At 69.7% G+C, this 20,632-nt stretch carries 22 protein-coding genes and 1 pseudogene; 10 read left to right on the top strand and 13 right to left on the bottom strand.

What is annotated here, in order from left to right; all coding sequences use genetic code 11:
• Window positions 1–36 precede the first annotated feature (36 nt).
• From DVR07_RS20365 to DVR07_RS22440, 3 genes are all read left to right on the top strand, one after another.
• On the top strand, window positions 37–2,691 hold the full coding sequence (locus DVR07_RS20365) for a heavy metal translocating P-type ATPase (RefSeq protein ID WP_115799147.1): 2,655 nt from the start codon (window positions 37–39) through the stop codon (window positions 2,689–2,691).
• Window positions 2,692–2,815: 124 nt separating this feature from the next.
• Window positions 2,816–3,586 carry a class I SAM-dependent methyltransferase gene (locus DVR07_RS20360; protein ID WP_115799146.1) on the top strand — a complete coding sequence of 257 codons (771 nt, stop codon included), beginning with the start codon at window positions 2,816–2,818 and terminating at the stop codon, window positions 3,584–3,586.
• A gap of 299 nt (window positions 3,587–3,885) precedes the next feature.
• Entirely contained in the window at window positions 3,886–4,020 is a 135-nt protein-coding gene (locus tag DVR07_RS22440; RefSeq protein ID WP_240147639.1) for an NDUFA4 family protein, read from the top strand.
• A 59-nt stretch (window positions 4,021–4,079) separates the two neighbouring features.
• Here DVR07_RS22440 and DVR07_RS20355 read toward each other — a convergent pair whose 3' ends face one another.
• On the bottom strand, window positions 4,080–4,997 hold the full coding sequence (locus tag DVR07_RS20355; protein ID WP_115799145.1) for a hypothetical protein: 918 nt from the start codon (window positions 4,995–4,997) through the stop codon (window positions 4,080–4,082).
• 192 nt (window positions 4,998–5,189) lie between these two features.
• Here DVR07_RS20355 and DVR07_RS20350 point away from each other — a divergent pair, with 192 nt between their 5' ends.
• Window positions 5,190–5,666, top strand: coding sequence for an Lrp/AsnC family transcriptional regulator (locus tag DVR07_RS20350; RefSeq protein ID WP_115799144.1), 477 nt, complete (start codon window positions 5,190–5,192; stop codon window positions 5,664–5,666).
• Window positions 5,667–5,789: 123 nt separating this feature from the next.
• Window positions 5,790–6,218, top strand: coding sequence for a DUF7576 family protein (locus DVR07_RS20345; RefSeq protein WP_115799143.1), 429 nt, complete (start codon window positions 5,790–5,792; stop codon window positions 6,216–6,218).
• Window positions 6,219–6,455: 237 nt separating this feature from the next.
• Here the strand turns inward: DVR07_RS20345 and dpsA are convergent, their stop codons facing one another.
• Both dpsA and DVR07_RS22270 read right to left on the bottom strand, forming a co-directional pair.
• Window positions 6,456–6,986, bottom strand: coding sequence for a DNA starvation/stationary phase protection protein DpsA (gene dpsA / locus DVR07_RS20340; protein WP_115799142.1), 531 nt, complete (start codon window positions 6,984–6,986; stop codon window positions 6,456–6,458).
• A gap of 279 nt (window positions 6,987–7,265) precedes the next feature.
• Window positions 7,266–7,436 carry a hypothetical protein gene (locus tag DVR07_RS22270; protein ID WP_165881778.1) on the bottom strand — a complete coding sequence of 57 codons (171 nt, stop codon included), beginning with the start codon at window positions 7,434–7,436 and terminating at the stop codon, window positions 7,266–7,268.
• A 135-nt stretch (window positions 7,437–7,571) separates the two neighbouring features.
• On the opposite strand from DVR07_RS22270, the gene DVR07_RS20335 reads away from it, so the two are divergent.
• Entirely contained in the window at window positions 7,572–7,967 is a 396-nt protein-coding gene (locus tag DVR07_RS20335) for a CopG family ribbon-helix-helix protein (RefSeq protein ID WP_115799141.1), read from the top strand.
• A gap of 71 nt (window positions 7,968–8,038) precedes the next feature.
• On the opposite strand, the gene DVR07_RS20330 is transcribed toward DVR07_RS20335, so the two are convergent.
• Genes DVR07_RS20330 through DVR07_RS20315 form a run of 4 tightly spaced genes read right to left on the bottom strand, consistent with a single transcriptional unit; the run spans window position 8,039 to window position 13,093 of the window.
• Window positions 8,039–9,550: a DUF7519 family protein gene (locus tag DVR07_RS20330; protein ID WP_115799140.1), complete on the bottom strand. Its 1,512-nt coding sequence runs from the start codon at window positions 9,548–9,550 to the stop codon at window positions 8,039–8,041.
• Window positions 9,547–11,130 carry a DUF58 domain-containing protein gene (locus DVR07_RS20325; RefSeq protein WP_240147638.1) on the bottom strand — a complete coding sequence of 528 codons (1,584 nt, stop codon included), beginning with the start codon at window positions 11,128–11,130 and terminating at the stop codon, window positions 9,547–9,549. Before DVR07_RS20325 ends, DVR07_RS20330 begins: the two co-directional genes overlap by 4 nt.
• Window positions 11,127–12,041: a DUF7269 family protein gene (locus tag DVR07_RS20320; RefSeq protein WP_115799139.1), complete on the bottom strand. Its 915-nt coding sequence runs from the start codon at window positions 12,039–12,041 to the stop codon at window positions 11,127–11,129. The genes DVR07_RS20325 and DVR07_RS20320 overlap by 4 nt, the downstream gene beginning before the upstream one ends.
• Window positions 12,038–13,093 carry a DUF4129 domain-containing protein gene (locus DVR07_RS20315; protein ID WP_115799138.1) on the bottom strand — a complete coding sequence of 352 codons (1,056 nt, stop codon included), beginning with the start codon at window positions 13,091–13,093 and terminating at the stop codon, window positions 12,038–12,040. The genes DVR07_RS20320 and DVR07_RS20315 overlap by 4 nt, the downstream gene beginning before the upstream one ends.
• A gap of 68 nt (window positions 13,094–13,161) precedes the next feature.
• Here DVR07_RS20315 and DVR07_RS20310 point away from each other — a divergent pair, with 68 nt between their 5' ends.
• The gene (locus DVR07_RS20310) at window positions 13,162–14,241 is read left to right on the top strand and encodes a M48 family metalloprotease (RefSeq protein WP_115799137.1); all 1,080 of its coding nucleotides are present in this window, start codon (window positions 13,162–13,164) and stop codon (window positions 14,239–14,241) included.
• Window positions 14,242–14,359: 118 nt separating this feature from the next.
• Window positions 14,360–14,596, top strand: a complete 237-nt coding sequence (locus DVR07_RS20305; RefSeq protein ID WP_115799136.1) for a hypothetical protein — start codon at window positions 14,360–14,362, stop codon at window positions 14,594–14,596.
• Between the two features lie 269 nt (window positions 14,597–14,865).
• Here the strand turns inward: DVR07_RS20305 and DVR07_RS20300 are convergent, their stop codons facing one another.
• The 4 genes and pseudogenes from DVR07_RS20300 to DVR07_RS20285 form a co-directional block, all read right to left on the bottom strand.
• Window positions 14,866–16,110, bottom strand: a complete 1,245-nt coding sequence (locus tag DVR07_RS20300; protein ID WP_115799135.1) for an inorganic phosphate transporter — start codon at window positions 16,108–16,110, stop codon at window positions 14,866–14,868.
• Between the two features lie 378 nt (window positions 16,111–16,488).
• Complete coding sequence (locus DVR07_RS20295) at window positions 16,489–16,719, bottom strand: hypothetical protein (protein WP_115799134.1); 231 nt, start codon at window positions 16,717–16,719, stop codon at window positions 16,489–16,491.
• 259 nt (window positions 16,720–16,978) lie between these two features.
• Window positions 16,979–17,458 (bottom strand): annotated as a pseudogene (locus DVR07_RS20290) (halocyanin domain-containing protein); the annotation flags it as partial.
• Between the two features lie 4 nt (window positions 17,459–17,462).
• Entirely contained in the window at window positions 17,463–18,602 is a 1,140-nt protein-coding gene (locus tag DVR07_RS20285; protein WP_115799132.1) for a multicopper oxidase domain-containing protein, read from the bottom strand.
• A 197-nt stretch (window positions 18,603–18,799) separates the two neighbouring features.
• Between DVR07_RS20285 and DVR07_RS20280 the strand changes: the two genes are divergently transcribed.
• Both DVR07_RS20280 and DVR07_RS20275 read left to right on the top strand, forming a co-directional pair.
• The gene (locus DVR07_RS20280; RefSeq protein ID WP_115799131.1) at window positions 18,800–19,177 is read left to right on the top strand and encodes a winged helix-turn-helix domain-containing protein; all 378 of its coding nucleotides are present in this window, start codon (window positions 18,800–18,802) and stop codon (window positions 19,175–19,177) included.
• A complete protein-coding gene (locus tag DVR07_RS20275; RefSeq protein ID WP_240318911.1) occupies window positions 19,174–19,461 on the top strand; it encodes a DUF7521 family protein in 288 nt (95 codons plus the stop codon). Before DVR07_RS20280 ends, DVR07_RS20275 begins: the two co-directional genes overlap by 4 nt.
• A gap of 44 nt (window positions 19,462–19,505) precedes the next feature.
• On the opposite strand, the gene DVR07_RS20270 is transcribed toward DVR07_RS20275, so the two are convergent.
• Both DVR07_RS20270 and DVR07_RS20265 read right to left on the bottom strand, forming a co-directional pair.
• Window positions 19,506–19,856 carry a hypothetical protein gene (locus DVR07_RS20270; protein WP_115799130.1) on the bottom strand — a complete coding sequence of 117 codons (351 nt, stop codon included), beginning with the start codon at window positions 19,854–19,856 and terminating at the stop codon, window positions 19,506–19,508.
• Window positions 19,857–19,964: 108 nt separating this feature from the next.
• On the bottom strand, window positions 19,965–20,417 hold the full coding sequence (locus DVR07_RS20265) for a type IV pilin (RefSeq protein WP_115799129.1): 453 nt from the start codon (window positions 20,415–20,417) through the stop codon (window positions 19,965–19,967).
• Window positions 20,418–20,632 lie beyond the last annotated feature (215 nt).

Here is a 20,632-nt window from a genome sequence, read left to right as displayed (position 1 = left end):
AATGTGGCTCCCCTACGTTACCACAAGGAGGCCACCATGGCGCGAACTGCACACCTCGACATCCGAGGCATGAGCTGCGCCAACTGCTCGGGGACGGTCGAAGACGCCCTGGGCGAGTTGGACGGCGTGGAGTCGGCGAACGTCAACTTCGCCACAGACGAGGGCACCGTCGAGTACGACCCGGAAGTCGTCTCGCTCGGCGAGATCTACGGCGCCGTCGAGGACGCGGGCTACGAGCCGGTGGCCCAGCAGGTCACGATCGGCATCTCCGGGATGTCCTGTGCGAACTGCTCGGAGGCCAACGAGACCGCCCTCGAGGACACTCCCGGCGTGGTCGACGCCGAGGTCAACTACGCCACCGACGAGGGGACGGTCCGGTACAACCCCGACGACGCCGACCTAGAGGACCTCTACGACGCCATCGAGTCGGCGGGCTACGAGCCGATTCGCGAGGACGACGCGGGCGAGGACGGCGAGACCGCGGGCGACCGGCGTGAGGACGCCCGCAAGGCCGAGATCCGCCGCCAGCGCAACCTCACCGTCTTCGGCGCGCTGCTGTCGGCGCCGCTGGTCTTCTTCCTGCTCGAGCACTTCCTCTTCGACGGGCTGCTCGCCGACGAACTGCTCGGGATTCCGCTCGGCTGGCTCATGTTCGGACTGGCGACGCCGGTCCAGTACTTCCTCGGCAAGGAGTTCTACGAGAACTCCTACACCGCGGTCGTGCGCAACCGGACCGCGAACATGGACGTGCTCATCGCGCTGGGGTCGTCGACCGCCTACCTCTACAGCGTCGCGGTGCTGTTCGACCTCATCGCGGGCAGCCTCTACTTCGACACCGCCGCGCTCATCCTGGTGTTCATCACGCTGGGTAACTACCTCGAAGCCCGCTCGAAGGGTCAGGCCAGCGAGGCGCTCCGGAGGCTCCTGGAGATGGAGGCCGACACCGCCACCGTGGTCCGCGACGACGAAGAAATCGAGATCCCCATCGAGGACGTCGAGGTCGGCGACCTGATGGTCGTCCGGCCCGGCGAGAAGATACCCACCGACGGCGTGGTCCGCGAGGGCGACAGCGCGGTCGACGAGTCGATGGTGACCGGCGAGTCGGTCCCGGTCGAGAAGTCGCCGGGCGACGAGGTCGTCGGCGCCACGGTCAACGAGAACGGCGTGCTCCGGGTCGAGGCCACCAAGGTCGGCTCGGAGACCGCGCTCCAGCAGATCGTCCAGCTGGTCAAGGAGGCCCAGAGCCGCCAGCCCGAGATCCAGCAGGTGGCCGACCGCATCTCGGCGTACTTCGTGCCCGCGGTCATCACCAACGCGCTGTTCTGGGGCGTCGCGTGGTTCCTCTTCCCCGAGGCGCTGGCGGGCTTCGTCCAGTCGCTCCCGCTCTGGGGGCTGGTGGCCGGCGGCCCGACGGTCGTCGGCGGCGGCGTCTCGGTGTTCGAGTTCGCGGTGGTCGTGTTCGCCTCTGCGGTGCTCATCGCCTGCCCCTGCGCGCTCGGCCTCGCCACCCCGGCCGCGACGATGGTCGGCACCTCCATCGGCGCGCAGAACGGCGTGCTGTTCAAGGGCGGCGACGTGCTCGAACGCGTCAAGGACGTCGACACGGTCGTCTTCGACAAGACCGGCACCCTGACCGAGGGCGAGATGCGGCTGACCGACGTGGTCGCGCTCGGCCCCCGAGCGGACGGAGGGGGCGACGCCGAACCGGCCGCGGACGGCGGCGCAGTCGAGGCCCCTGTGCCCGACCTCGACGAGGACGTCGTGCTCGAAGCCGCGGCGAGCGCCGAGAAGGGCAGCGAGCATCCCCTCGCCGAGGCCATCGTCGCGGGCGCCGAAGAGCGCGGCCTGGACGTCGAGAGCCCCGAGAGATTCGAGAACGTGCCCGGCCAGGGAATCGAGGCCACGACCTCCCACGGCGAGGTGCTGGTCGGCAACCGTCGGCTGCTGACCGACCGCGGCATCGACGTCTCGCCCGCCGAGGAGACGATGGAGCGGCTCGAACGCGAGGGCAAGACCGCGATGCTCGTCGCTATCGACCGCGAGGCGCAACGCGCCTCGGAACGAACGAGCGGTGACGAACCGCGGGGCTACGAACTCGCCGGCGTCGTCGCCGACGCCGACACCGTCAAGGAGAGCGCCGAGCGCGCGGTCGCCGACCTCCGCGAGTCGGGCCGGGATGTCATGATGATCACCGGCGACAACGAGCGCACGGCCCGCGCGGTCGCCGAGCAGGTCGGCATCGATCCCGACAACGTCCGGGCCGAAGTGCTGCCCGAGGACAAGGCCGACGCGGTCGAGGCCATCCAGGACGAGGGCCGTAACGCGATGATGGTCGGCGACGGCGTCAACGACGCGCCCGCGCTCGCGGCTGCATTCGTCGGCGCGGCCATCGGGTCGGGCACCGACGTCGCAATCGAGGCCGCCGACGTGACGCTGATGCGCGACGACCCCGCGGACGTGATGAAGGCCATCCGCGTCTCGGAGGGGACCCTGGCGAAGATCAAGCAGAACCTGTTCTGGGCGCTTGGCTACAACACCGCGATGATTCCGCTGGCCAGCCTCGGCCTGCTCCAGCCCGTCCTGGCCGCGGGCGCGATGGCGTTCTCCAGCGTGAGCGTCCTGACCAACAGCCTCCTCTTCCGCCGGTACACGCCCGACCACGACTACGAACTGCTCGGATTCCTGCGGTGAGCGCTCTCTCTTTCGGTTTGCTGTTCTGCCGTCTCATCGAGCGAAGCGGGGTGAGCATCGACACCGTGCGATGGCGTCCCAAAGTCGCAAAATACTGATACCGCGCGCCCCCGGAGGTCGAACCATGACCGAACACGGTCGGGGGAACCAGCGACTCTGGAACGAGTGGAGCGACGACTTCCAGGCCCTGTGGAACGCGAACACGGCGGACGGGGAGCTCCCGCCGGCCCCGTCCCCGTTCGCGCCGGACGCTCCGGGCGGCCGCCCCGCCGACGTGCTCCCCTCCGTCGAGGGCAAGGACTACGTCGAGTTGGGGTGCGGTGGAGGCCAGGGGAGCGTCGGCACGGCCGGACTGGGGGCCGAGACCGTCGTCGGGGTCGATTTCTCCGGCGAGCAGTTGCGCCACGCCAGGCGGTTACGGGACTTCTACGGCGCCGACGCCCAGTTCGTCGAGGGCGACGTGACGGAACTCCCGTTCCCCGACGACCGGTTCGACCTCGCGTCCTCCGAGGCGGTGTTCCAGATGGTCGAACGGCTCGACAGGGCGCTCCGCGAGGCCCGCCGCGTCCTCCGGGACGGCGGCGTCTTCGTGCTCAGCGTACCGCATCCGCTCTCCGAGAATCTCGACGACGACACGGGGACCGTCGAGGGCGACTATTTCGACCCCGGTCCGCGGGAGATCACGATCGACGACGGGTACGAATCGACGCTGACCGTCTTCGACCGGACGGTCGCCGACCTCCACAACGCCCTCGTCGACGTCGGGTTCGAGGTGCGCCGGCTCGTCGAGCACAGGCGCCACGAAGTCCGGGAGAACGACCCGTCGGAGAGCGACCTCCCAGAACCCCTGTGGCGGGTCCCCCAGAGCGTTCGATTCTGGTCGGTCGCGAAGTGACCGGAGTCGAACGGCACCGTCGGACGACCGGTCATCGACTGCGGCCTCAGACCGGAACACGGCGCGCGGCGGTCACCGATCAAACCAATTGTATGACGGCGGCGGTTGCATCTCGTCACCGCATCGCTCGCCTGACCGCCGTCGCCGTCAGCAGGACGTACAGTATCACCGGTAGCAGGGCCGTTTCGTGCGTACGTCCTATCGACTGACTGTTCTCATCGGTCGATACAGATCTAACTCCTCGGTCGCGACGTGCCGGGACGAAAACCTTGACGACCGTCGGGACCGAACGACGAGGTATGCCCCTTCTCCCCCTTCACGCCGGCCACGCCGGCGGCCTGGACCCGGTGGCTGTCCTGGTCGGCGCCGCGCTCGGCGTCGCCGTCTGGCAGGGAATCCGACTGCTCGCGACGCGCGACGACCGGGCGCGATGAGCGAGGTCCGGTGAACGGACCGCGGTGAGCGGGCCGCCCGCGAGACGGACCGACCGAACTCAGAACAGTCCCGTGACGAACCCCAGGCCCATGAGTATCAGCACGGCCGCCGAGAACGCCGGCAGGTAGTCGGTGTACCGCTCGACCCGCTCCTCGTAGCGCTGGTAGCCCGCGATGAGCAGGAGCGTGAGGGTCACGATGCCCACGACGACCGTCAGCGCGTAGGTTGTCATCAGCGAGAGGCAGTAGTTCGACCCGGCGCACATCGCGATGATCTCGAACTCCTCCTCGTGGGCGAACCCCAGGACGAACGCGAAGCCGGCGATGCCCCACAGTCCCCGCTCGGCCGCCTCTTCGGCCGACCCGTGGCCGTGCCCGCCGACGAAGGGGATAGCGAGTTTGAGTTTGCCGAGGAGGCCGCGGTCCTCGTCGTGATGGTCGTGCGGGTGCTCGCGACCGTGTTCACGTTCGTGGTCTTCGTGCGAGTGATTGTGGCCGTCGTGCGAATGGTCGTCGTGCGAGTGGTCGTGGCCGTGGTGGGCGTGCCCGTGCCCGTGGTCGTCGTGCGAGTGGTCGTGCGTGTGTCCCTCTCCGTCACCGTGTCCGTGCCCGTCGTCCCCGACGTGGGAGTGGCTGTGACCGTGGAAGTACTCCCGGATACCGAGCAGGATGAGGACTACGCCGGCGACGATGCCGACCGGCCCGCCGATCTGGACGCCGAGGAGTTCGATGGGGTCGTTGATCTGGGTGAACTCGAAGTAGCGCTTCGCGAGGAAGAAGACGACCACCATCGCGATGCTGCTGACCAGGTGGCCGATTCCGAGCAGTAGGCTGGCGGCGAAGCCGTAGAGCCACTTGTTCGACTGGTCGAGCGCGTAACTGGCTGCGACCGGCCAGCCGTGCCCGGGTTCGATGCCGTGGGCCGCGCCCAGCGCGACCGCCCCGACGAACAGTCCGACCGCGTCTCCCGGTATCATCCTCGCCGACGATAGGGAAAGGGAACCTAAACGGATTGTTATTACCGAATCGGGGCGGGCGTAATACCGGCGCGGGCGGCGACGCTCGGTCGGCGGTGGTCTCGACATCGGTTCCCCGATGGTCGGCACCCGGCTTCCCATCGGGCGACGCGACAACAAGTTTCATTTACGGGACCGAAGAACCGTCACTGGATGAGCGCCGACGACCTCGACGAAGTCGACCGAGGGATTCTCTATCTCCTGCAGCAGGACGCGCGGAACCTCACGCCGGTCGACATGGCCGACCACCTGCCCGTCTCGGAGGGAACGGTCCGCAATCGCATCGAGAAGATGGAGGATCGGGGCGTCATCCTGGGGTACGTGCCGAACATCGACTACGAGGCGGCGGGGTTCCCGCTCGAAGTCGTGTTCACCTGCACGGTCGCGGCCGACCGGCTCGCGGACGTCTCCGACGAACTGCTCGGGATTCACGGCGTCGTCAACGTCCGGGAACTGCTGGCCGGCCAGGGGAACCTCGAAGTCACCGGCATCGCCGCCGACCTCGCCGACGTGATGACCATCGCGGCCGAACTCACCGAGATGGACGTGACCGTCGAGAGCCAGCGGCTGACGCTCGACGAACACGTCCGGCCGTTCAACCACCTGGGCCAGGACGTCGCCGAGGACTGAGCCCGGCGCTGCCGGTTCCGACAGACTATTTACGTAATGTACAGTATTCTCCCTAAATATTGTGTCAGAGCCGAACGAAAACCCTAGATTTTTTGCCGGAGCACACCTCCTCCGCAACGAGAAATGACTGGCAAACTCGGCCACTCCTACAGTCTCGACGACGGCGAGACGATGCTGGAGGGCGTCACCAAGACCGTCGCTGCGGTGGTCGGCGAGGGCGTGCGGGACCTCCCGGCCCTCTACGACGTTGTGGATCCAGACTGCCTGGAGCGGCTCGTTGAGTCGGCGAGCGGCGACATCCGGGTCTCGTTCACCTACGCCGGCTGCGACGTCGTCGCGGACGGTCGAGGGTTGGTCGCCGCGGCACGGGTCGACGACGGGTCGGGCCGGTCGTTCGGCGAGTGCTCCCAGTGCGGTTCGGCGTTCGAACTCGACAGCGACTACCCGGTCGCGGTCCGACAGGCCGACGGCGACGTGACGTTCTTCGCCTTCTGCGACGCCGGGTGTCAGTCCGCGTGGGAGACCCGCCGACCGCCGACCGCCGACGACTAGCGCTCGCCCGTTCTACTCGTCGAACTTCGTCGCCCCAGTCTCCGTCGGAGGCCAGCTACTCGTCTCCGTTCTCCGACGATTCACCTACACCGCGTCGTCTTTCCTTCGGGCCGCCGCTGGTCGCGGCGCTACCCTTCGTGTCCCGCAGAAACGAAGAACCGTTCGGGCCGGACGATAGGCCCGGCGGCGGTACCGTCCTCCGAGGGCACCGGGATTCCCCGGCGCCGGTCGACGACGTTACTGGACGAGGGTGTCGTCCTCGAGGTAGTGGTCGATGACGTGGACGTGCTCTTCGAGGTGCTCCAGGTGCTCGCGGAGCATCTCGGCGGTGGCGTAGTCGCCGAGGTTCTCGGCGAGCTCGATGTGCTCGCGGTAGCTCTCGATGATGTCGCCGTACATCTCGACGTCGTTCTCGAAGGAGGTCCGGATGTCGTAGACGTCCTCGTCCTCGGGTTCGACCGTGGCGGCCTCCGAGAGGGTGGTCATGTTCGCGTGCGGGACCCCGCCGATGGCCTGGACGCGCTCGGCGAGCTCGTCGGCGGCCTCCTCGACCTCCTCGTAGGCCTCCTGGAGGAAGACGTGGATGTCGTTGTGCTCGGCGCCGGCGACGTTCCAGTGGTGCTTGTGCAGCTGGTGGTAGAGTACGTACGCGTCGGCGAGGTCGGTGTTCAGCGCGTCGATTATCTGCTCGGCCTTCTCCCGGTCGAGCCGCACCGGGTTCTCTTCGACGGTGCCTGCCTCCTGACGAACGGTCTTCTGGGTGCTCATTGCATCCGTAGATTCGACCGCCACCCACTTGAGCTTTTCCGTACGAGAATATATTTTGCCTTAACCAAAAATATAGTCCGCGACGGCGAAGTTTCCGTTTTCGGTTTCTGTCAATCGCTCGTAGTGTCCGTGTCCGCGGTTGCTGCTTGCTACCGGTTAGCATGTGCGGGCACCAGGCACGAATCGAGGAAGAATACGCAAGCAGTAACTATCGCTCACTCCGAACGTTCGTCGGTCGGCCCCCTTGGCCCGACGACAGCAGAAGGACGCCGGGGCCTCTTACTCCAGAACGTCGACGGTCACGTCGGTCGCTATCCAGCCGTCGGTGTTGCCCTCTTCGGTCAGTACGCGTCGTCCGGGTCGCGTCTCGAGCAGCGAGAGCGCGGGGGACTCCGCTTCGCGGTCCTCGTCGAGGGTTTCGTCGCGATTCGCCTCGGAACGTGCGGCCATACGCGAGCTTTAGGCAAACCTAAATCTTAAAGGTTCTGGTGTGGCGTCGCGGCGTCGGGGGACGGCACTCCCCGACCGCCGGGCCGGCGGTCGGAACCCGAAATACCCAACCGCACGGGGGAGCAAGCCGCGGACATGCGAACGAGTCTCAACGTTCCCAACGACGTGCTGGCGGCGTTCGACGAGACGTGGCAGGCCCAGGGCCTCGACTCGCGCTCCCGGGCGGTCCGGGAGGCGATGCGCGAGTACGTCGAGTCCCACGCCGAACTGGAGTCCACCGAGGGACCGGTGACCGCGGTGCTGGCCTACGACTACGAGCACGACGACGTGGTCCACGACCTCCACGCGGTCCAGCACGAGTTCGGCGAGGTCATCACCGCGACCAGCCACGTCCACCGCGGCGAGTGGTGCCTGGAGACCGCGTTCTGTCGGGGTCCGGCCGCGGAGGTCCGCGAACTGGTGTACCGCCTCCGGGACTTCGACTCGGTCGCGCGCGTGACGGTGATGACGCTGGGCGCAGACCGGGAGTGAAGCCGTCCTCCGAGGAGAAACTATCTCTCCGGGGAACGGTCCTCGAGAGGACACGAGAGCCAGCTCCGGAATCACTCCCGCTCGAACAGCACCGCGAAGCACAGCACCGCGACCAGCAGGAGCGCGACAGCGAGCCTGGCCCGCCAGGCCGCGGGCGACGGCGAGACCAGCCCCATGAGGACCGCGACCAGTCCGGCCAGGACGACGCCGGCGGCGCCGACCAGCAGCGTTCCGACCGCGTGGGCGGCCTCGCCCGCGCGGGTCTCGGCCTCCGAGCCGACCTGCGCTCCGAGGCCCACGGCGTTGGTCCCGAGGTCGTGGACGACGAGCGCACCGGCGACGCCGCCGAAGACCGCGAACGCCGACCCGCCGGCGTCGGCGACCGCGAGCGAGGCGACGACCAGCGCGGCCGCGGCCACGGTGAATCCGCCGGCCGAGTCGCGGGCGACCCACGGCGCGACCAGCACCGCGACCAGTCGGCGGGCGGCCGCGACCACGAACAGCACGGCCGCCACCGACCCGGCGACCGTCGCGGTCAGCCCGACCGACGCCACCGTCTCGGCCCAGTCGGCGCCGACGGAGCCGGCGAGTCCGCCGGCCGGGTCTGGGAGCGCGACCGCGAGCAGGCCGACCGCGACGAACGTCCCGACTCCGCCGGCGGCGTAGGCGACCGCCCGCGGCGGGTCGGTGCCGGCCCACCCGACGAACAGCACCTGGAGCCCCCGGGCGACCAGCACGGCCGCGAGCCCGACCAGCAGGACGGCCAGCGGGACGTGGAGGACGCCGGTCGCCAGCACCAGGCCGACCGCCCGGCCGAACACCGACATCGTCTCGAGGAACCCCGCGAACCAGGCCGGCCCCCACGAGGAGAGCGCGAGCAGGACCTGGAGCCCGAGCGCGGCCCAGTAGGCCCTGGGCACGTCCTCGAAGCGGACGTCGAACCGGTCGAGCGTCGCGGCCCGGACGTCTCGGTGCTCGGGCAGCCACCGGTCGAGCACCGGCACCGTCCAGTGGAGCAGTTCGACGACCGCCAGCAGCTCCAGCTGGAGCACGACCAGCATCGCGAGCAGGCTGGACGTGGCGACGTCGACGGCGCCGGCGGTGCCGACCCGGAGCACGGTCCCGAGCGCGCCCGAGTAAGTCAGTACCGCGACGACCGCCCCGATGGAGAGCACCGTGGCCGACCGCCAGAGGGCCTGTCCCGCCGGGCGCTCGACCCGCTCGTCGAACGCGACGGTCGCGTTGACGGCCGCCGCCGCGACCGCCGAGCCGACCAGCAGGGCGAGCCCGCCGCCGTCGAGCACCGCGACGCCCGCGAGTCCTGACACGCCGGCGACGATGCCGACGCTGCCGACGGCGCGGCGCGCGTTCGTCTCCGACTGGACGGCCCGGACGCCGAGCGCGACGACCACCGCGCCCGCCAGCCCGCCGAGCACCGGCCGCATGGTCCCGTTCGCGGCCCCGAGCGCGACGCCGGCGAGCACCGCGACCAGCACGGCGACCGTCCCGCCGAACGGGGTGGCCCGGCGCTCGGGGACCCGCCCGTTCTCGTCGTCGGACCGGGGCCACTCGCGCAGACTCATCCCGACCACCTCGCGGTGGCCTTCGAGACGGCGGTGCGGATCGGCTCGTCGGGCGACCAGTCGACGACCTGGAGGCCGGCCGACCGGACGGCGGCGAGCCGCTCGGACCGCTCGATGCGCTCGAGCGCGGCGCCGGGGGTGGCGCTCTCGCGGGTCGGCGTTTCTCGCGCGGCGTCCGCGGCCGACCGCACCTCGCTCGTGACGTCGGGGCTGACGACCGTCACGGCGTGGCCGTACGCCCGGAACCGCCGTGCGACCTCGACCGCGTAGTCGTCGGCCATCGGCGACAGGAAGACGACCTGGGCGCCGGCGGGCACGCGCTTGCGGAGCGTGTCGAACCGCGACTCGTTGGCCCGCTTCCGGCGCCGGTCGGAGAAGATGCCCACGTCCAGTTCGTCGGACGGGGTCGTGTCCTCGAGTTCGGCCCTGATGCGGGCGACCTGCTCGTCGCCGCCGGCGGGGTCGAGGTACCGCTCCTCCGGGCCGAACAGCGCGAGGCCAACCCGGTCGTTGCGCCGGACGAACGCCTCGACCAGTCGCTCGGCGGCGTACGTGCAGAGCTCCACAGCGTCTGGTTCGCCGTCGCGGCGCGCGACGTGGGCGAGCGTCCGGGTGTCGACGACCACCAGCACGGTCGCGGCCCGGGTCTCCCGGAAGTCGACCGTGGTGAGCTCGCGCGTCTTGGCGTAGCGCTTCCAGTCGATCCGGCTCATCGGGTCGGCGGGCTGGTACTCCCGGGTGGCGTAGAACTCCACGCCCTCGCCGCCCGAGTCGGTGGTGACCTGCCCGGGGTGCGAGGAGGTGTCGGCCGGCAGCGGGACGTCGTCGGCCCGGGTCCGGCAGGTGATGGTCGCGTCGTCGGCGTGCGCGTCGGGCGTCGCGGCCCGCCGGCTCGCGCGCCGCTCGGCGCTCCCGCCGACGTTCCGGGCCACGACGGTCGTCTCGCCGAACTCGTGGATGCCCCGCCGCGCCCGGACCGCGTACTCGAACGTCGCCTCCTCGCCCGGCCGGAGGCTGGTGCAGTGGCGGGGCGACCCGGAGACGACGCTCAACTGCTCGGGGACCGCGTCGACGACTCGGAGGTCCGGAAGCGGTTCGTCGCCCTCGTTGCGCACGGTCAGGGCGACCTCGACGTCCCTGCTCGGCAGCGGGGACCGGTCGGAGACGGTGCGCTCGACCGCCACGTCGAGCGACGGCGCTCGGGTGCCGTACCGGTAGGCCGCGAACGCGAAGCCGACGACCCCGGCGAGGAACATCGTCGTGTTCCGCGTCAGGATGCCGCCCGCGCCCGCGAGCAGGGCCACGGTCGTCCCCGGGTCCCACCGCGGGCCGACGCTGACCGCCGGCGGGCCGTCGTCGTCGGCCGACCCGTCGCCGGCTTCCGATCCGTCACCGGCCGCCGCTTCGCCCGGCCGGTCGGCCGCCTCCGCGTCCGAATCGTCGGCTTCGTCGCCGGAGTCGGACCCGCCCGGGTCGCGGTCGGTCGGGCCCGATTCGTTGCTCGCGACCCGGAACGCGGCGGCGTAGATGACCGCCAGCGCGCCCAGCAGGAGGAGGGTGGCGAGGACGCCGGGGTTCATCGCCCCGCCACCTCCTGCTCCGCGTCGGTCGCCTCGCCGTCGGCGGTCACGGCGGCGCTCTCGGCCGCTTCCCCGCTCTCGTCGGTCTCGGCACTTCCGACGGATTCACCCGTCTCGCCGGCTGTCGCGGCTTCGGCCGGTTCGCTCTTCTCGACGGGACTGTCGTTGATTCCCGGTCCCGGGACGTCCGCCGGGTCCTCGACGACCGGCTCCTCGTCGGTCTCGGTGACGGGCGACCGGTCGCGGGCGTCGATGCGCTCGCGGTCGCTCACGTCGTCGCGGTCGAGCGCCTCGATCTCGGCGACCGCGCGGTCGGCCCACCGCTCGAAGTGCTCGCCGCTGGCCCAGTCCCGGATGCGGATCCGGAGCGGCGCGTAGTTGCGCCTGCCGAGGAAGGCGGCCGCCCGCGGGTCGTCGGTCCACGCGCCCGACCCGACCAGGTCGGCGGCGGTATCGCGGTCGACGCCCTCGACGTCGGCGACGACTGAAATGGCGGTCTGCAGGATCCGCTTGTGCGCCTTCCGGCGGCCCGAGGCGAAGTTGTCGGCCTCGTCGGGCGCGACGTCGAACACCGCGTCGACGTCGTCACCGGCGGTCCGGTACTCGTCGTAGTAGGCCCGCTCGGGCGGTCTGGTCGGCGTCCAGCGGTCGGCCCGGTCGGCGTCGTCGACCGCGCCGGTCGCGGACGCGCGCACCGCCTGGACGCCGAGCAGGCCCGCCGCCGCGCCGAAGAGGAGGATGGCCGCCGGCGAGGCGACCAGCGCCGACAGCGGGCGGAACACCGCGGCCGGGAAGAGCCGCGGCAGGAAGGCGACGCCCAGCGCCAGCGCGAGCGCGCCCCCGCCGAGAATCCGGAGCGTGCGGGGCCGCTGGAGCCGCGCGACTGCGCGGCCGAGGAGCCGCGGAATCACTCGTCGTCACCCCAGTAGTCGCGGAGCCGGTCGAGCGCCGACCGGGCCGAGTCGGTCCGGGCGTCCCGGGGCAGGTCACCGTACCTGACCTCCCTGAAGGCGTCGGTGAGCCGTCGGACCGCCTCGTCGGGATAGCCCCGGCGCGCGGCGGCCCGGGCGACCTCGCCGGGCGTCCGGGCGCGGCGGTTCCGCACCGGTACCCGGTCGCGCAGCGCCTCCCAGGCCTCCTCGACGGTCGGCGGTCGGACGTCCTCGGGCTCGGCGGTCCGGCGGCCGCCGGCGGTTCCGGCGTCCGCGCTCTCGCTCCCGCCGCCGAAGCTCGGCACGCTGACGCTGCCGAGGCTGGCGAACAGGCCCCCGCCGGCGCCGAGGCCGGCGAGCGCGCGGGGGACCGCGGTGAACGTCGCGGCCAGGCCCCCGGCGCCGATCCGGAGGGCCTCCACGGTCCCGCGACCGGCGGCCCCCAGGACGCTGCCGAGGCCGCTGCCGACCGCCCCGGTCAGCGACGCGGCGTCGTCGAGCAGCCGCGGGACGGCGCCCGACAGCCCCACGACCAGCGACATCGTCCGGGTCGGGACGCCCCCGATCAGCGCGCCGATGGGAGTGCCGCCGACCGTGAGGGTGAACGGTATCGCTCCGCCGGCCGTGCCGAGCGCCAGCGTGCCGTTCCAGAACCCGACGACGGCGAGGCCGCCGACGAGACCGAGCGCGGCGAGGGCGGCGGCGCCCAGCAGGTCCTCGCCGCCGCCTCCGCCGACGTCACCTTCGCCGGCGGCGGCGGTCGTCGTCGTGGTGGTAGTGGTTGTCGTAGTCGTCGTGGTCTCGTCTCGACCGCTCGTCGTCGTGACCGTCGGCGGGGACGTTGCGGTGGTCGGCTGTCGCTCGACGTCGGTGCCGCCTCCGGCGCCGGGCGGTGCGTCGGGACCGCCGCCGCCGATGCCGACGCCAGCGGGCTGGCTCCCGAAACCGCTGGCGGGCAGGAGGGTGGCGGCGACGGCGACGGCGAAGACGCAGAGGGCGGCGAGGGCGGCGCGGCGGCGTTCGTGTGCCACGAACGAGAGGAAAACTTTCAGTCAGATATATCTTCCTCTCCGTCATAGGCCCAGTCAGCCCGCCCTCCATGTCCCGAGACTCCCCTCCGAACGACCGCCCGTCGGACCGCTCGGCCCTCGGCCGGCGCGTCGCGGCCACCCTGGCGCTCGTGCTGGCCGCCGACGCGCTGTTCGTGGGCGTCCTCGCGTACCTGCTCCGGCCGTGGCTCCTGCCGCTGGTCGGCGGGAGCCTGCCCGTCGGCGCGTGGGTCGCGCTCGTCGGGCTGGCCACGCTCGCGCTCGCGTGGGCCCAGCTCCGGTACACCTGCAACGAGGCGCTGGCGGCGGCCGACGCCCGCCCGGTCGACGAGTCGGCGTACCCCGACCTCCACGGCCGGCTCCGACGGCTGGCCCAGACCGCCGGCGTGACCCCACCGACCCTCGCGGTCGCCGAGACCGACGTCCCCAACAGCTTCACCGTCGGCGACCTCCGCGGCGGGACCGTCGTGGTCTCGACCGGGCTGCTCGACCGACTCGACGGCGACGAGCTCGACGCGGTGCTGGCCCACGAGCTCGCGCACCTCCGGAACCGCGACGCCGCGGTGATGACCCTGGCGACGTTCCTCCCCGCGCTGGCCAACGACGAGTACTCGCTGTTCTCCGGGGCCGCCGGCCCGGTCCGGACGGTCGCGCTCGGCCTCGCCGGCGTGGTCGGCTACGCGGTCAGCACCGCGCTGGTCGACGCGCCCCCGTTCGGCGCCGAGTCGCTGCTGGCGTTCGCCGGCCTGGTCGTGTTCACCGCGCTGTTCGGCGGGGTCGCGCTCGGCCTGCTGGCGCTCCCGGTCGTGGTCCTGAGCGGCCGGCTCTCGCGGTACCGGGAGTTCGCGGCCGACCGCGCCGGCGCGCTGCTCGCGGGCGACCCCGCGGCGATGGCGGCCGCGCTGGAGACGCTCGACGACGACGCGCCCGCGCCCCCGACCGAGGACGCCCGGGCCGGCGGCGTCCGGGAGCTCTGCTTCCTGCCCCACGGCATCGTCCGGACGGAGCCCGCCGAGGGCGAGGACCCGCTCGCCGGCCTCCCGGTCGACGTTGAGACCCACCCGCCGACCGTCGAGCGCGTGGCGAAGCTTCGGAATCTGGCCGCGGAGGGGCGGGACGGGTACCGGTAGGTCGCCGGTTCTCGGTCCGCAACTCCCGGCGGCTGCGGGCACTGGCCGCGGCATCGAGATGGTCGTTTTTCCGGGCGGACACTTATCACCGGCGCGACCGTTGGTCCCCGGCACGGCGATGGCTCCGCTCGAATGGCTGACGCCCGACCGGCTGATGGCGTGGCTCGAACGGTACGGCGCCCTCCTCTACTTCGTGCTCGGACTCGCGGCGGTCTACCTGGGTCTGACCCGACCGAGCGACATCGGGTTCTTCGGTGTCGATTGGTTCGTCTGGCTCGGGATTTCCTGGGTCCTGTTCGCCGTCTTCACGTGGGCCTCCGGGCGCTTCCGAGCGGATTCGACCGATCGTTCTTGAGTGGCTTTGTTGATACCCTCAGCACCTGGTCGGAATTGTGCTGAATTCAGAGGCTCTGTCGTTGGGACAGAGCATGAGCAGAGAGAACACTTCACGAGAATCACGGTGAGTCGGGGATTGAGGTATGATACAGAGAATTGAGAATAAGTCGTCAGATGCATCGAATCTAATCTTCGATACAATCCTCGCCGATCCGCGACACCTGTCGTCAGCAGTCTGTGCTCTCCGAGATAAAGAGCCTCGCCTTCCGCGAGTTCTCCGACTCTCGTTCACAACAAGAACGCGAATACCGGGTAGGAGGCAACAACCGACAGTGTCGGCGTCAACACCCACAGTACGACGATACGCTTGGCTGCCCTCGGGTCGAAAAGACTTTGCTCGTCGAGATCAGCCGGCCCTTCCGCGCCGATATCCGGCACGTCCGGCATCTCCTTCGGTTCGTCTACGGGTTCCTCGTGTCGGGCGATATCCCCGATCGTCGGGCTTGCAGGAGCCTCTTCGACGCGTGAGGTGACCAACGCTCCCGTCGAGACATCCAGATCCGGATTTTCGGGCGCGGGTGTCGCCAGTTCTGCCAGTGTCGCCGCTCGACTCGCCCGACCCCACCCGAGCCCGATAATCGTCGATGTCGTACTCACCGCCAGACTCGCGGGTATCCCCAAGTAGGAGAGGATCGTGATGACGGTGCCACCCACGATGGAAACGATCAGCGACGCGAGGATTGGGAGCTCCGTGATATCGTCTCCGACCGTCTCCAGCGTGCGGCGGGCGATGGTGAAACTGCCCAACCCGAAGGCGAACACCGCGAGCAGGACTCCCTGATTGACCGTCAGTGACCCTCCCTCGCCGACGAGGGGCGCCACGGCGTTCGCCGCGTTCGACGCACCCGCGGAGAACGCCATATAACAGGCGATGACGACCACCGAGAGCGATCCAGCGATGTCCTGCAGCGACGCGTTCGTGTTAAATCGCGGACGCGGAATCGATCCCGACCGGTCGAGTTGGATGAGGTGGAGATCGAACTTCGTGAACGCGACGTAACGATCGAGGTACGGATAGATGTAGCGCCCGACCACGACCCCGATGGTCAAACTCAATAGCGGCGCAATGATCCACGCCGAAACGATGGTGAACATGAGTGCCTGGTTGAGCGTTCCGGACGCGAGACCGAGTCCGACGATGGCGCCGACGGCCGTCATCGAGGTCGAGGCTGGAACGCCGTAGAGATTCGAGATGAGTAGCGACGCGCCGGTGAAAAACAAGACGGCGACGCTTGCGATGGGTGTGAACTGGGCTGCAGGTACGATGCTGCTACTCATTGTGGCGATGACGTTCCGACCGACGGTCCACGCGCCAAGAAGCGCGAAACCGACGAACAGGACCCCTGCCGTCGTCTTCCGAACGAGGCGCGAGCCGACTGCCGGACCGAATGACACGCCCGTCGACGACCCGCCAATGTTGAACCCGACGAACACGGCGACAACGACACCAGCTACGGCTAGTAGTGATACCATTGTGGCGTTCCCGACTCACAATGGTCTCTCTCTTGTATATAATTCCCAGCATCTGCTCAGGGTTGCGATAGAGCGTGGGCACACACTCGTGTCTCCAAGCACAGCGGATCTACTCTACTCGGAGCTACCCTGGCAGCCGAAGTTTTTGTTATCCGTACAAGTCACCGATGCACGTACTCTAGTGCTTCCAATATCCATCAGTCCGGGTACTTCATCTGATATTGCTCGGTCCCTGTCCGTGCTCGAGTGACCGATACGCGCTGTGTATTCAGCACGGTTACTGAAACATATCACCAATTGGGGATTTCAACGGAGCCTCTCGAGCCCGTTCGCGCCGCTCGGTCGCCGGTTCCCGGATCCTCTCCGGTCGGCGCGGCGCTATCGGGGGCGAACCCCGCCGAGATACAGACCGTTGAGCGCGACGAACGTCCCGATGGCCGCGTGCGCGACGCCGGAGCCGACCGACCCGCTCCGGAGCGCCCAGGCGAGTATCTGGAGGCCGACGAACGCGAGAACGAAGCCCAGTAACTGGCGGGCGAGGGAGGTCCCGACGATCCGAATCGGGCCGAGAACGCGGGATGAGCCGGCGGAGGAGTCGGTTTCGGGCATCACCGACGGTTCTCGACGGCGGACGATAAGTCCTTGCGTGGCCGAGAGATCGCGCGAGAAGAGCGGTCCGACGGTGAAACGAATGGAAGAAGCGCGTGAGAGACGGATACCGACCGCGATGACCGCTGTCGTCCGACCGCTACCGCTCCCCTCTGTCGGGGTCGCGCTTGAACAGCACCAGCGCGAAGGCCAGCGGCGAGAGCAGCCCCGCGAGCACGCTCCCGCCGATCGCGTACTCGTTCGCGCCCAGCGTCACGCCGCCGGTAGATTCGGCCGACGACGCGGCCTCGTCGCCGACCACGACCGCGCCCTTCATTCCCATCGCCTTGTGGGGTGTGCAGGCGTACTTCGTGATGCCAGTCTCGTCGAACGTCTGCTCGAAGGTGTGGCCGGTCGAGCCGGTCATCTCGCTCTCGAACGAGCCGTCCTCGGCCGCGACGTTGTGGCTGCCGCCCTTCCCGGTCCACTCCCAGACGACCGTCGTCCCGGGGTCCACGCGGATCGCGGCCGGCCCGAACGCGAAGTTGCCGTTGTTGCCCGCCGCGCCCACTTCGACTGTGACCTCCGACTGGCCCGTCTCGTCGACGATCCCGTCGTAGTTCGAGACGCCCTCGAACCACGACGAGAGGTCACCGCCGGACTGGGCCGCCGCGGGGCCGGCGAGTCCGGTCGCGCCGGCCGCCGCCGTCGCCGCTGCGCCGGCTTTGATTGCTTGCCGGCGAGTGTAGCCTCGCGTCATCGTCCTACCCCTGGTAGCCGGCGTACTCCATCAGCTGGGCGAAGATGTCGGTGTCCATCGCCGACTCGTAGACGACGCCGTTGAGCATCCCGCCGGGGTACGACCGGCCGTTCATCACGTGGTTGACCTTGTGGCAGTGCATCAGGTAGATGCCGGGGTCGGCGTCGGCGGTGAACTCGATGGTGTGGCGCTCGGCGGGCGCGATGTTGGTCACGTCCATGTCGTGGCGGGCGGCCTCCGGGATGACGCCGCCGTCCTTCTCGACGCGCTGGAACCGGTGGTTGTGGATGTGCATCGGGTGGGACATGTACCCGCCGTTGACCATGTGGAGTCGGACCGTCTCGCCCTGCTTGACGATGATAGGCGAGCCGTCTTCGGGGTGGAGCGTCCGGGGCGCGGACTTGCCGTTGATGGTGAACACGTCGGGGTTGCGCTTGCGCGGGTTGTAGCTCGCGCTTTCGCCGGCCATCATCCGCGAGAGCGAGGAGTCCCACTCCTTGAGGGTCATGAAGTACTCCCGGTCGGCGGGCTCGTACCCCTTCGGGTCGACCCGGAGGATGCCGAACATGCCCATCTCGATGTGCCGCGGCGTCTGGAAGTGGCAGTGGTAGAGGTGGGTGCCGGGCACGTTTGCGGGGATCTGGTAGGTGTGCTTCTCGCCGGGCTCGACGGTGATGCCGGTGGTCGTGGGCACGCCGTCGTTCTCCCACGTCTTCTGGACGCCGTGGAAGTGGAGCGTGTGGGGGCGCTTGCCCTCGGTGTTGTCCAGGGTGACCTCCATGTCCTCGCCCTCCGTCGTCCGGAGGATGGGACCGGGGACGCTGGGGTCGCGGTCGTCGGCCTGGAACGCCCACACCTGCGGGAGCTCGACGGGGCCGCCCATCGAGTCCAGGGGGTGGACCGCGTGCGTCGCGGGCGCGGACTTGAGCGTGACCTTACCGCCCTGTTCGTCGACGTTCACGATCTCGGGGGGGCTCGTGGATGGAAGTGAGGTCTGGGATTGCATGGCTCGCTGCTGGGTGGTCTGTTGGTCGCGGCCGGTCGGGGCGGTACAGCCGGCGGCGGCGGCCAGGCCGCCGGCGCCGGTCGCTTTCAGGAAGTCGCGTCGAGACGGGCCGTCTCCGGGGGCTCCGATGTCGGTCATTGGTACAGTTCCAGCTTTGATGGGCTACTTAAAGAGCGCCGACGGTGATTCCCAGCGACTGGGACGGCGCTCGAACGTGTTCGGTGTGTCGCGCGTTCTCTCGGACCAAGCGAACACGTGCGGTCGGGAGTCGCCGCCGGCGCCGCGGTCGCTGAAGTCGAACCAGTTATGTATTCCCTGTCGGAAATTGCGGACGGATGGTTCGAGACCCGGTCGGCGTGGAGGACGCGCCTGACCTCCAGGCGGTCCTCGACGCCCTCGACGACCCGGACTGCCGGGCCATCGTCAGACAACTCGACGAACCCATGACAGCGAGCGAGATCTCCGAGGCGGCCGACATCCCGCTCTCGACCGTCTACCGCAAGCTCGACGTACTGACCGAGGCGTCGCTCCTCTCGGAGCTGACCGAGGTCCGGAGCGACGGGCACCACACGACCCGGTACGACGTCGACTTCGAGGAGGTGTCGTTCGCGCTGACCGAGGACCGGGAGCTCGAGGTGAGCGTCTCTCGGCCGACCCGCTCGGCCGAGGAGCGGCTCGCGGACATGTGGTCGGAGGTGCGCAAGGAGACGTGACGGGGGAACTGCTCACGGTCACGCTGCTCGTGGTGGTGCTCAAGACGATCGCGCTCACCCTCGGCGGGCTCACCACCTTCTTCGCCTACAAGGCCTACCGCCGGACCGAATCGCCGGCGCTGGGGGCGCTCGCACTCGGCTTCGGCGTGGTCACGCTCGGCGCGTTCCTCGCCGGCATCGCCGACCAGGTCGTCGGCGTCGACCGGACCCTGGTCCTGATAATCGAGAGCGCGCTGACCGCGGCCGGCTTCGCCGTCATCACCTACTCGATGTACGTGGAGTAGCGCCCGCCCGCTCTCTTCACGCTCGTCGCTCCGACTCCGTGGCTTCACATTCTCCCGGACTCCCGGAGGAAGAGGTAGACCGAGAGTCCGAGGAAGGCGACGCTCATCGCGCCCGTCAGCAGCCCCGCGCTCCGGTACTCCATCCCGCCCAGCAGCCAGAGCACGCCCAGCGTGGCGACGTACACCGCCGCGACCAGGTAGACCATCGCGCGCCAGTAGCCCGTGAAGAAGAACAGGACGCCGACGACGAACAGCCCTGCCACGACGTAGAACCGGGGTTCGTCGGTCGTCGCCGCCAGGTAGGCGTGGATGGCCGCGAGACCGAGCGCGAGCAGCGCGGCCAGCCAGTCGAACGCCGTCTCGCGCTCCCCGTGGGTCGCCCGACCGATGCTCATGCCGGGTCGTAGGACGCGCCCGGTAATGTGTCTGTTTCCCGTTCGCGCGGACGCGCTCCGCCTCCGGTGTGGGTCGCGTCACCCCGATACAGTTCGGCCGGCGCCGGTTCACACCGTCGCGCTCCGGTCGGCCACCACGACCGAGTCGCCGCCCTTCACGGCGACGACGGTCACCGTCACCCGGTCGCCGTCCGAGAGCTTGGGCGACGAGAAGTGGCCAACGGCGCCCGTGCTCAGTGACACGCCCCGCTCGTCGACCTCGACGCGGTCGCCCACCCCGTCGAGTTCGACCGTCCGGCGCTCGTCGCCCACCAGGATCCTCACTTTCACCTTCTCGGCGCCGGCGGTCGCCAGCCACGTCACAGTCACCCGGTTCTCGCTCGTCGAGTAGTCGACGGTCGCGGTGGCGTACGCGCCCTGCTGACTGCCCGCGAGGCCGAACAGCTGGGTCCCCGCCGCCGTCGCCAGCACCACCGTGATGGCGACCATCAGGACCGCGCCGACGGCCGGCGAGGTGGCGCGGTCTGCGCGCAGTGCGTCGACGAGACGTGTTCGCGTCATGACGTCGTTCGGCGGACCGTCGCCCGGCCGACACTTTGTTATGCGCGGACTGTCCGTTCGCGACGGCGGCCGCTCCGGGTATAACGCGGGGCTTCCGGAGTTCCGACTCGGCCTGTCCGGGCGTACGCCTGCCGTAATCGTCCGGGCGCCGCCGTCGGGTGCACGGTGTCCCGCACGGTGCGAACGCACTCGGTTTCTCGACGGGCCGCCGTTGG

It is taken from the genome of Halorussus rarus (genome assembly GCF_003369835.1).
GTDB classification, from domain to species: domain Archaea; phylum Halobacteriota; class Halobacteria; order Halobacteriales; family Haladaptataceae; genus Halorussus; species Halorussus rarus.
Note: the sequence above shows the minus strand (reverse complement) of the source record. Positions and strands in the feature narration are given on the sequence as shown.